The sequence below is a fragment of the Achromobacter sp. 1011791174 genome (assembly GCF_059760925.1).
Genome location: NZ_JCBANH010000144.1, coordinates 1 through 10,163, shown reverse-complemented (window position 1 = coordinate 10,163; position 10,163 = coordinate 1). Strand labels below are relative to the sequence as shown.

8 protein-coding genes are annotated in these 10,163 nt (G+C 68.7%); 5 read left to right on the top strand and 3 right to left on the bottom strand.

The genetic code is table 11. The features are described 5' to 3' along the window. Nucleotides 1-54: 54 nt before the first annotated feature. Nucleotides 55-798: an NAD-dependent epimerase/dehydratase family protein gene (locus tag AC6LJ5_RS28855; protein WP_498142302.1), complete on the bottom strand. Its 744-nt coding sequence runs from the start codon at nucleotides 796-798 to the stop codon at nucleotides 55-57. Nucleotides 799-892: 94 nt separating this feature from the next. On the opposite strand from AC6LJ5_RS28855, the gene pdxR reads away from it, so the two are divergent. The 4 genes from pdxR to AC6LJ5_RS28835 all read left to right on the top strand — a co-directional run bounded on the left by pdxR (nucleotide 893) and on the right by AC6LJ5_RS28835 (nucleotide 5,890). After that, on the top strand, nucleotides 893-2,332 hold the full coding sequence (gene pdxR, locus AC6LJ5_RS28850) for a MocR-like pyridoxine biosynthesis transcription factor PdxR (protein WP_498142301.1): 1,440 nt from the start codon (nucleotides 893-895) through the stop codon (nucleotides 2,330-2,332). Nucleotides 2,333-2,417: 85 nt separating this feature from the next. After that, complete coding sequence (locus AC6LJ5_RS28845; RefSeq protein ID WP_498142300.1) at nucleotides 2,418-3,986, top strand: EAL domain-containing protein; 1,569 nt, start codon at nucleotides 2,418-2,420, stop codon at nucleotides 3,984-3,986. A 45-nt stretch (nucleotides 3,987-4,031) separates the two neighbouring features. Continuing rightward, a complete protein-coding gene (locus AC6LJ5_RS28840; RefSeq protein WP_498142299.1) occupies nucleotides 4,032-4,277 on the top strand; it encodes a hypothetical protein in 246 nt (81 codons plus the stop codon). Beyond that, nucleotides 4,274-5,890, top strand: coding sequence for a methyl-accepting chemotaxis protein (locus tag AC6LJ5_RS28835; RefSeq protein ID WP_392413652.1), 1,617 nt, complete (start codon nucleotides 4,274-4,276; stop codon nucleotides 5,888-5,890). The genes AC6LJ5_RS28840 and AC6LJ5_RS28835 overlap by 4 nt, the downstream gene beginning before the upstream one ends. A gap of 16 nt (nucleotides 5,891-5,906) precedes the next feature. On the opposite strand, the gene AC6LJ5_RS28830 is transcribed toward AC6LJ5_RS28835, so the two are convergent. Next, complete coding sequence (locus tag AC6LJ5_RS28830; RefSeq protein WP_498142298.1) at nucleotides 5,907-7,217, bottom strand: ATP-binding protein; 1,311 nt, start codon at nucleotides 7,215-7,217, stop codon at nucleotides 5,907-5,909. A 114-nt stretch (nucleotides 7,218-7,331) separates the two neighbouring features. Further along, nucleotides 7,332-9,149 carry a hypothetical protein gene (locus AC6LJ5_RS28825; RefSeq protein ID WP_498142297.1) on the bottom strand — a complete coding sequence of 606 codons (1,818 nt, stop codon included), beginning with the start codon at nucleotides 9,147-9,149 and terminating at the stop codon, nucleotides 7,332-7,334. 209 nt (nucleotides 9,150-9,358) lie between these two features. Between AC6LJ5_RS28825 and AC6LJ5_RS28820 the strand changes: the two genes are divergently transcribed. Further along, nucleotides 9,359-10,060 (top strand): hypothetical protein, encoded by a 702-nt coding sequence (locus tag AC6LJ5_RS28820; RefSeq protein WP_498142296.1) that lies wholly within the window; start codon nucleotides 9,359-9,361, stop codon nucleotides 10,058-10,060. The last annotated feature ends 103 nt before the right edge of the window (nucleotides 10,061-10,163 follow it).

Sequence of the window (10,163 nt, the reverse complement as noted above, 5' to 3'; positions counted from 1 at the left end):
GGGGGTCGCCCGCTACGGGCTGGACGCCGCCAGCTGAACCGGCGGCGCGCGGCCTCAGGCCGCGATGGCCGGCAGCCCGCTCATGCCGGGACGCCAGCCCAGCGTCGCGCGGGCGCGCGCCGTGCTCACTTCCGATTCGTCCTCGGCGATATTGAACACGCCGCCGCCATGGCGCAGCGCCAGCAGCGCCGCCCAGGCGGCGCCTTCCACATGCAGCGCGTTCGTCGCGGGCCGGGCGGTCGCGCCGGTGCCGGGACCATACAGCCGGCCGTAACGCAGCACCGTGCCCGTGATGCCGGGCGCGCCCAGCACCTGTCGTTCCAGTGCAACCACGCCCATCACGCTGACGCGGCGGTCGCCCTGAGCGTCCAGGTCCAGCGCTTGTGCCTCGTCGCAGGGGCGGGCCGCCTGCGGTGCATATATCCAATCGATGCTCTGGGCCACCAGCGTTTCGCTGCCGGCGGCCAGCGCCGCAGCGACCAGGTTGCGCGTGCCTTCGTCGCGGATGCGCGCATTGCGCCGCGCGGCCTCGCTGGCGCGGGCGGGGTCGCCCAGCAGCGCCAGATCGGTCAGCTGGTGCATGACATGGCGCGGCCGGATGCGGGCGAGCGTGGTTCGCAAGGCGGCCGAGTCGAACACATCCACTACGACGGGCGTCGCGCCGGCGGCTTCGAGGGCCGCGCAGCGATCGGCGTTGCGGGTGGCGCCATGCACCTCGTAGCCGGCCGCGCGCAGCAGGGGGATCAGCGCCGTGCCAATGGCGCCCGTGGCGCCCGCCAGGAAAATTCGGTCTTGCATTGCGATGGCCCCATGGGATCCGTTGTTCATGCCGCCAGAATAGGGCTACCATGGCTCAGTTGAAAGAGCCATATCTGTACAAGAATACTGGTCCATGAAAAGCCCTCCCCGTACCCCGCTGCCGGACCTGGAACGTCGCCAGGGCGAGCCCTTGTACCGCCAGATATACCGGCGCTTTCGCGATGCCATCGAGCAGGGCCTGCTGGCGCCGGGCGACCGGGTGGCGTCGGCGCGCAGTCTGGCCAGCGAGCTGGGCGTGGCGCGCGGCACGGTGGACCTGGCCTACAGCCAGCTCATGGGCGAGGGCTACTTCCTGGCCAGGGGCCAGGCCGGCACCGTGGTGTCGCCGCGCCTGCCGGCCGCGGCGCGGATGCCCCGCCGGCCGGCACAGGCCGCCATGGCGCCAGCGCCCGGCGTGGCGGCCATGCATGGCTTTGACGCCGCGCCGCCGCCGTTTCAGCTGGGCATGCCGGCGCTGGATGCCTTTCCGCGCAAGCAGTGGCTGCGGCTGGCGGCCAGGAGGTTGCGCGCCCTGAGTCCGGCCGACATGGCTTATGGCGATCCGGCCGGCTACTGGCCCTTGCGGCAGGCGATCGCGGCCTATCTGTCGGTTTCGCGCGGCGCGGCTTGTGAACCGGGGCAGGTCTTCGTCACGGCGGGCCATCGGGCCAGTCTGGCATTGCTGGCGCGCGCGCTGCTGGCGCCCGGCGATCCGGTCTGGGTGGAAGAACCGGGTTTCGCGCCGCCCTGCGAGGTTCTGGAGCGCCACGGCTGCCGTCTCGTGGCGGTGCCGGTCGATGGCGAGGGTCTGATCGTGGAGGCCGGACGCCAGCGCGCGCCAGGGGCGCGCATGGCGCTCGTCACGCCGTCGCATCAAGCGCCGTTGGGCGTCTCGATGAGCCTGGCCCGGCGTGCCGAGCTGCTGGGCTGGGCGACGCAGGCCGGCGCCTGGGTGGTCGAGGACGACTACGATGGGGAATACCACTACGCCGGCCCGCCGCTGCCTGCGCTCAAGAGCCTGGATGCGCATGACCGCGTCATCTACACGGGCAGTTTCTCGAAGGTGCTTTACCCCGGGTTGGCGCTGGCCTACCTGGTGGCGCCCGCGCCGTTGGTCCAGGCCTGCGGGCAGGCGGCCGCGACCGGGTCCAATGGTTGCCCCAAGCTGGTCCAGGCCATCGTCGCCGATTTCATGGCCGAAGGGCATTTTTCCCGTCATCTCAAGAAGATGCGCCAGCTGTACGGCCGCCGCCGGCGTCTGCTGGCGGCGGCGCTGCGGCAGGTGTTCGGCGACGGCGCCGAGATCGGGCTGGCGCAGGGCGGCATGCACCTCATCGTCCGGCTGCCGGAATATGGCGACGACGCCGCGCAGGCGCGACGCGCCCAGGCGGCGGGCCTGAACGCCCAGCCCCTGTCGGCGCGCTATGCAGGGGAAGCGACGCGGCAGGGACTGTTGCTGGGATTCACGAATCTGGCCTCCGAGGATGAGACATTATTGCGTGTACGCCAGCTAAGACGCGCGCTTGACGTATAAAGCGTGTAAAAGCCTAAAACCTCGCCGCAGAAGCGAACTCTAGAGACCCGCCCCGATGCCGCGCAAGTATGTGATCGGAATTGCCGTGTTGCTGGCCGCAGCGGGCGCCTTCCTGCCGATCGGCTTCGCGCTGCAAATGTCGTGGTCGCGCGCGGTGGCGCTGGAGCAGCAGAGCCTGGACAACCAGGCGCAGCGCATCCTCAAGTACACGCAAGGCATGCTGGACCAGACGGTGGAAGTGCTGCACCGGCTGAACGCCATGCGGATCGATCCCTGTTCGCCGCAGCACGTGCGGATGATGCAGACCTTGTCGCTGCAGGAACGTTCCATCGATGAGCTGGCCTACGTCGCGGACGGCTACGTGCGCTGCACCAGCTGGGGCATACCGGACGATCAGGCGCGGCTTGAGCCGCCGCATCTGCACCTGAAGAACGGCGCCGCGCTGCGGCTGGACGCCGTGCCGGTGGTGAGTCCGGGCCTGCGCATGGTGGCGGTGCGCTACGGCGACTACAGCGCGTTGATCGAGCCCGGCCGGTTCACCCAGCTGACGCCGACCGATGGCGTGCAGATGGCGCTGGTGCTGCCGGGCTCGGGCATGCTGGGCAGCCACAACCATCCCGACCTCATGCTGGTGGCGCAGGCGCTCAACGGCGGCAAGCTCGACGTGGAAGAGGACTACCTGACCGCCGTCGCGCGCGGTGACGACATTACCGTGGTCCTGCTCGAACCCGCCAGCGAGGCCCTGAGTTCCCTGCGGCGCGAACGCAATCTCTGGCTGCCGATGGGCGGTATGACCGCGCTGGTCATGATCGGCCTGGTGTGCTGGCTGTCGCGCCGGCGCCTGTCGCTGGCGGGCGAGCTGGCCACCGCGGTCAGCCGGCGCGAGCTGGCGGTGCACTACCAACCCATCATCGACCTGCGTTCGGGCCGCTGCGTGGGCGCCGAGGCGCTGGTGCGCTGGCAACGTCCCGGCGGCAAGCAGATGCGGCCGGACGTGTTCATCGCCATCGCCGAGGAAAACGGCATCCTGCCGCGTATCACGGCCGAGGTGTTTCGGCTGGTGATTCGGGACATGGAGGAGCTGCTCGCCGTCGACCGCGGCGTGCATATCTCGGTCAACCTGGGCGCCAGCGACATGAAGGACGGCGAAGTGCTGCGGGTGCTCGAGCGCATGCTGCTGCACACGTCCATCGAGCCGCGCCAGATCTGGCTCGAGGCCACCGAACGCGGTTTCATGGACGTGGACACCGCCGGTCCCGTCATCGCCGAGGCGCGCCGGCTGGGCCACGCCGTGGCCATCGACGGCTTCGGCACAGGCTATTCCAGCCTGGCCTACCTGCAGCGCCTGCCGCTCGATTCGTTGAAAATCGACAAGACCTTCGTCGATGCCATCGGCACCGATTCGGCCACCCACAAGGTCACCGAGCACATCATCGGCATGGCCCGCTCGCTCAATCTGCTGACCGTGGCCGAAGGCATCGAGCGCCAGGACCAGGCCGACTACCTCAAGGCGCGCGAAGTCGATTTCGGCCAGGGCTGGCTGTACGGCAAGCCCATGCCGGCGGCCGAGTTCATCAAGTACTACCTGCGCAACGTGGCCAGCACGCCGCCGCCGCAACGCATGCCGGGCGAAGGCGCGCCGTTGGCCGCCTGAGCCGGCCGCGTCCCGCTTGCGGGATGTCAAGGCGGGCGTCCCGCAATGGCGGGAGACTTCCTGGTCGGCCGCCGCGCCGGCCGCGCAAAGCCCGGAGCTTGGGTCAAAACCTTCTCCATTTCCCGCGATGCCTACCGGATCGCCGCTGCTAGCATTTCCTGGGTTATTGCGGATATCCACGAACTCAAACGCTCCGCAGGCACTTTTACCGATACACCGACTTTTATCTTGGGGCGGATTTTCCTGACGGCCGGCGGCCCGGCGCCGGCGGGAAAACCGGGGAAGCTATGAAAAACCTGAAATTGGGAACCCGCCTGGCCGGCGGATTCTCCGTCTTGCTCGCCATGATCATCATCATGTGCGTGGTCGGCCTGTTGGGGCTGGCCGAAATCAACCGCTCGGTGGAAACCGTCACGCAGCGCTCGCTGGTCAAGGAGCGGCTGGTCAACGACTGGGCCCGCAACATCCATTCCGGGGTGACCCGCACCACGGCGATCGCCAAGAGCGCCGACGCCAGCCTGGCGACTTTCTTCGCCGACGAGGCGGCCGCGTCCACGCGCAATTCCTCGCAGCTGCAGCAGCAGATCGAACCCTTGATCGAAAGCCCCGAGGAAAAGGAGCTGTGGGCCGGCATCGCCAAGGCGCGCCAGGCCTACCTGAGCACGCGCGACACCATCTTCAAGGCCAAGAAGGACGGCGATGTGGCCACCGCCGAGCGCGTATTCGCCCAGGAATTCCTGCCGGCGACGCGGCAGTTCATCGAACTGATCTCGAAGCTGTCCAGCGTGCAGCGCGCCGATATCGACGCCCGCGCCCAGGATATCCAGGGCGAATACGCCAGCGCCAACCTGTGGATGATCGTGATCGGCGCCATCGGCTTGCTCAGCGGCCTGCTGCTGGCGGTGCTGCTGACCCGCAGCATCACGCACCCGCTGTCGGATGCGCTGGCGGTGGCGCGCACCGTGGCGGCCAATGACCTGACCAGCAACATCGCCGTGCGCTCGCGTGACGAGATCGGCCAGCTGATGCGGGCCTTGCAGACGATGAACGGCAACCTGGCCGCCACCGTCGCCCGGATCCGCGCCGGCGTGGACAACATCGCCTCGGCCTCGGGCCAGATCGCCGCCGGCAATACCGACCTGTCGTCGCGCACCGAGCAGCAGGCCGCGTCGCTGGAACAGACGGCGGCGTCCATGGAAGAGCTGTCCTCCACCGTCAAGCAGAACGCCGACAGCGCGCGCCAGGCCAACCAGCTGGCGGCGGCGGCCTCGGACACGGCGTCGCGCGGCGGCGCCACGGTGTCGGAAGTGGTGGGCGCCATGAGCGCGATCTCGGCCAGCTCGGTGAAGATCGCCGACATCGTGTCGGTGATCGACGGCATTGCCTTCCAGACCAACATCCTGGCGCTGAACGCGGCCGTGGAAGCGGCGCGCGCGGGCGAGCAGGGCAAGGGCTTCGCGGTGGTCGCCGCCGAGGTCCGCACGCTGGCGCAGCGCAGCGCGCAGGCGGCCAAGGAGATCAAGGGCCTGATCGAGGACACCGTCGGCAAGATCGGCCAGGGTTCGGACAGCGCGCAGCGCGCCGGCGCCACCATGCAGGACATCGTCGCCTCGGTGCAGCGCGTGACCGACATCATGGGCGAGATCGCCGCCGCCTCGGCCGAGCAGGCCGACGGCATCGAGCAGGTCAACCGCGCGGTGTCGCAGATGGACGAGGTCACGCAGCAGAACGCCGCGCTGGTGGAAGAGGCCGCCGCGGCGGCCGGCTCCATGCAGGACCAGGCCGCCGACCTGAAGCGCGCCGTCAGCGCCTTCCGCTTGCCGGGCGGCGGCCAGGTGGTGGAGGTGGAGGGCGAGGCGTCCGCGCTGCCGCAGCCGTCGGCTCTGCGGCTGTCTGCGTCCTGAGCGGCAAGCGCCGGCGCTAGTGTGCCTTCGTCCCGGCCGGCCAGCGCAACACGAAGCGCGCGCCGCCCAGCGGGCTGGCGCAGGCTTCGATGCTGCCATTGTGGCTGGCCGCCACCCGCTTGACGATCGCCAGCCCCAGGCCGGCGCCGCCCGTGCCCCGGTCGCGGCTGTCGTCCAGGCGGATGAAGGGCTCGAAGATGTTCTCCCGTTCGGCGGCCGGAATGCCGGGCCCGTCGTCGTCGACGATGAGCTGGAAGCCGCCCTCGGGGCAGCCCGTGACCGAGACGTGCACGTGCCCGTCGGCATAGCGCACGGCGTTCTGCACCAGGTTCAGCAGCGCGCGGCTCATGTAGCGCGGATGCAGGTCGATGTGGTCCGGGTAGCCTTCCTGGATGTGGCATTGCACGTTGCGGGCCTCGGCCTGGAAGGCGACCAGCGCCAGCGCTTCCTTCAGCCAGTCGAGCGTGTCCACGGTCTCGAGCTTGACTGACTCCTCGGCGGGCCGTTCCAGGCGGGCGTAGACCAGCAGTTCGGCCACCATGCCCTGCAGTTCCTCGATGTCCGCGTGCATGTCCTGGATGATCAGGCCGCGCTTGGGCGCGGCCTCTTCGCGCGCCAGCAGGTCGAGTTCGAACGACAGCCGCGCCAGCGGCGTGCGCAGTTCGTGGGAAACGGCGTTGGTCATGCTGCGCTGGTTCTCGATCAGCGCCGAGATCCGCGAGGCCATCTGGTTGAAGGTTTCGCCGATGTGGCGAATGCCGGCGATGCGCGAGAGCCGCACGCGTATGCCCAGGTCGCCCTGGCCCATGCGCAGCGCGGCGTTGCGCAGCGCGTCCATGTCGCGCCAGACCGGCAGCGCCCACAGCAGCAGCAGCGTGGCCGTCAGCAGCAGGCTCAGCACGATCCAGGCGCCCCAGGTCAGCGCCTTGTCCATCGGGTCATCGCCCGGCAGCTTCACTTCCAGCCATTGCCGGGGCTCGCCGGGCAGCGGCATGACGACGGTCTCGAAGTCGTCGCGCATCAGGAAGCCGGCGGTGTCGATCTGGCGGAATTCGTTCTCGGTGGGCTGGACCTGGGCGTCCGCCAGCAGCCGCAGCTCCAGGCCGTAATGGGGCAGGACCTGCTGCAGCAGAAAGGTGGCGCGGTCGGCAGGGGCGACGGGGTCCAGGTCCTTGTGCAGCGCGTACACCTGGCCGCGCATGGTGCGCACGGCCAGGTCTTCGACCATGGGCTCGACCAGATAGCCCAGGCCGCGGTTCACGATCTGGTATGCGACGGCGAAGCTGATGACGGCGACGACGAAGACGCGGAGGATGAATTTGAGCATCGGCGACGCGGAGCCGTGGGGACTCCGGAATTGGGCGCTTGGGGTGCGCCGCCGTATTTTATGTTGAATTCACCCGCCGGCCTGGCGCCGGCCACCCCGGCCGGCCGCGCGCGGTCAGGAGTCGGCGGCGTCGTCCTGACTCATGACCGGCTCTTCGAACAGATAGCGCCGGCGCCGGTCGTGCGCCGTGCTCATGTCGTCGGCGACGAAGCTGGCCGCGTCCGCGCCGGGAATTCGTTGGTCGCGGAAGTAGACGGCGTCGTCCTGGCGCGCGTAGTCGGAGTCGGCCAGCACGTCGAATCTGGCCGGATCGGCTTGCGCAATCCGTTTCTCGCAGTGATAGACGTGGACGCCATCCGTCCAGAAGAACACACCCATGAGCTTGATGGCGCGGGGCGTCACGCCGTGTAGCGGTTCGCCGTTGAGCCAGACTTGCTGTTCGTCGTCGCTGAGAATGGCGTGCGGCAGGACGTGCCTGATCCGGAAGCGCGCCGGATCCGCGTCCTGCAGAATCCGCAGATCCGGATGGGAATGGATGCCGTCCATCTCGTGGCGCAGCAGGTAGACGCGCCTGTCGTCCGCGTACAGATCGTGGCCGATATGGCGCAACGTGGCGGCATCGGGCTGGCGCCGGATTGCTTGCCCGCGATGAAAGACCCGCCCGTTGTTGAGGCTCAGCGCGCCCAGGTCCGTCGTCATGCCGGGAAGCGCGCCCTCCAGGCGCAGCAGGCCCTGCGCCGCCTGAACGTAGACGGATTCGCCGTCCTCGAACAGGCTGTCTTGCACGTGGGCGAACGACTTTCCGAGCACCCGGGTGGGGCGCAGGTATTCGTAGTCGTAGGCCTTTTCCCATGTGGGGATGCCGTCCTGCGAGGCAATGCCCTCCAGGACGCGCGCGACATTGGCCGGGGTATTTCCGCCCAGCGGGTAGTTCGCCTCGTCCGGCGCGTTCCCGCTATCGGGATAGTCCATGCACGCGACGGTCCAGACGGTGTCGCCGCAACGCAGCAGCGGTTCGCCGTCCGAACCGAACGGCCGCCAGCCTTGCATGGCGGTTCCGGATTCAAGCGCCTGTACGGGCACGACCCCCACCATGGGGCGGTGGTACCAGACCTGTCGTCCATCCGTGTAGAACGCCGAGTCCATGGCGTTGGCGGGCGTGACCCGCCGGAAAGTCCGGGGGGCGGCACCTGGCACCGGCTGGTCGCCGGGCCATCGATACACATGCTCGCCGTCGGTCCAGAAGTGGCTGTCGTAGTGGTGGGGCGCATCCGGGCTGGCTTGCAGCGCGCCCAGCGCCAACTGCTTCTTCAGGGCGCGGGCCAGGGGCGGGAACAGCGCGACCATGAGCCTGCCCGGATCGCCCAGGTTGTCCTGGCTGATCCAATCGTCGAACCATGGGGGCGAGACCCGCGCATGCGCCGGAGCGGGCAGGACGCGCGAGGACTGCTTGCCGATCCCGATGCAGACCAGATCGTCGTCGGCGTTGAACAGGCGGATGAATGAGGGCTGCCTTGCCGTGTAGGCCTGCGCCAGCCCGCGCAGCAGGGCGCAGAGAAAAAGCGCGGACGCCAGGGCGCCGGCCTCATCGCCATACTGGAAGCACGCCGCGAACCGGAGCGCATGCGCCTGCTCGTCGTGCCGGCAGTGCAGGTGCCCATCTTCCCGTCCGAAACTGTCCACGCAGTAGCTGACCAGCGCATCGGCGACGCAGGGTTCCACGGGCGGGGCCAGCTCGGTGAGGCCTGGAGCGCCAAGGCGGACAGACTCCGGCCAGTCATCGAATGCCGCGACGGATAGCGGCGCGGACTTCAGCCATCGGCGCAGCGCCGGGGCGCTGAGGTCGATGTCGGCGACGATGAAAAGCGGTTCAGCCATGGCTTCGCGGTCCTTTGCGGATGAGTGGGCCGTCGGCCTGACGGCCAGGCACATGCTAGCAGGGGGAAACGGCGGGTGGCCGGCGCGCAGGCGAGGCAGTAATCCGCCAGGCAGGGACGCGCGAATCCGGGAAAGGCCCTGGTCAGTCGTGGCGTTTCAAACGCATCCCTCATCTTGGGGATGAAGCGTATTTTCCTTCGCGATGCAATACGCTACAAATCGATGGGTCGCTGCTCCCACCTCCCCACATCAAGGAACCGCACATGAAAATCCAGGCCTGCCGAGTCATCTTTCTGATTTTCCTGGGCCTGCTTTCCCAAGTGGCCTCGGCCCAGCCGGCCGACAGGAACACCTGCAATGGAGAAGTCGCCAGATTCCTCAAGGCCACCAACCAGAAGTACGGCAGCAACGCGGACATCACCTTCAGGCGCACCTGTGAAAGCAGCGGCGTGAGCGCGGCCTACGCCGCCGTCGGCCATTCCGAGCTGGCGCCCAGCCCCGCGGCCAGGACGTCCGGCGGCGCGGGCAGCCAGAGTCCGGCCCGGAGCGCGCCCTCGTACTCGAACGGCCCGGCGGGGGGGCGACCCGAGCAAGGTAACGCCGCCACCGGCAAACAGCCGTTCCGTTACAGCGACGCCGTCGATCAGTGCGTGCGCATCGGCCCGCATCCGCAGTTCAAGGCCACCGAACAGATCAGCAACCAGTGCTCCTACGTGATCCAGATCACGTTCTGTTCGGAGGGCGTCGTTGCGAGAGGGGACTCCCAGGGCAGGAAGGTCAGCGATTGCAGCCGCCGGCTCACGGGCGCCAAGACGCTGCGGGCCGGGCAGAGCGACACCTTCAATGTGGGAACCATAGGCGTGCGCACGCACTACATTGCGTGCCGCGACCCATTCTATGCGCCGGCCAATGCATTGGCATGGAACGGCGTCGGCTTTTCCGGCCGTTGCCAGGCCAATAATTGAGCCGGGGCGCGGCCCTCTTGCCACGGGAGGTCTGCCCCTTCGCTCACAGCGCGGTCGCGGATCCTTGCTGGCGGCTCGCAACGTTGCGGGCCAGTGCCGGGGT

Bases quoted from the DNA above. Each gene is read 5' to 3' on its own strand.
- AC6LJ5_RS28855 (WP_498142302.1), bottom strand. From the start codon at position 798: ATGCAAGACCGAATTTTCCTGGCGGGCGCCACGGGCGCCATTGGCACG.
- pdxR (WP_498142301.1), top strand. From the start codon at position 893: ATGAAAAGCCCTCCCCGTACCCCGCTGCCGGACCTGGAACGTCGCCAG.
- AC6LJ5_RS28835 (WP_392413652.1), top strand. From the start codon at position 4,274: ATGAAAAACCTGAAATTGGGAACCCGCCTGGCCGGCGGATTCTCCGTC.
- AC6LJ5_RS28825 (WP_498142297.1), bottom strand. From the start codon at position 9,149: ATGTGCCTGGCCGTCAGGCCGACGGCCCACTCATCCGCAAAGGACCGC.
- AC6LJ5_RS28820 (WP_498142296.1), top strand. From the start codon at position 9,359: ATGAAAATCCAGGCCTGCCGAGTCATCTTTCTGATTTTCCTGGGCCTG.
- AC6LJ5_RS28840 (WP_498142299.1), top strand. From the start codon at position 4,032: ATGGCGGGAGACTTCCTGGTCGGCCGCCGCGCCGGCCGCGCAAAGCCC.
- AC6LJ5_RS28830 (WP_498142298.1), bottom strand. From the start codon at position 7,217: ATGCTCAAATTCATCCTCCGCGTCTTCGTCGTCGCCGTCATCAGCTTC.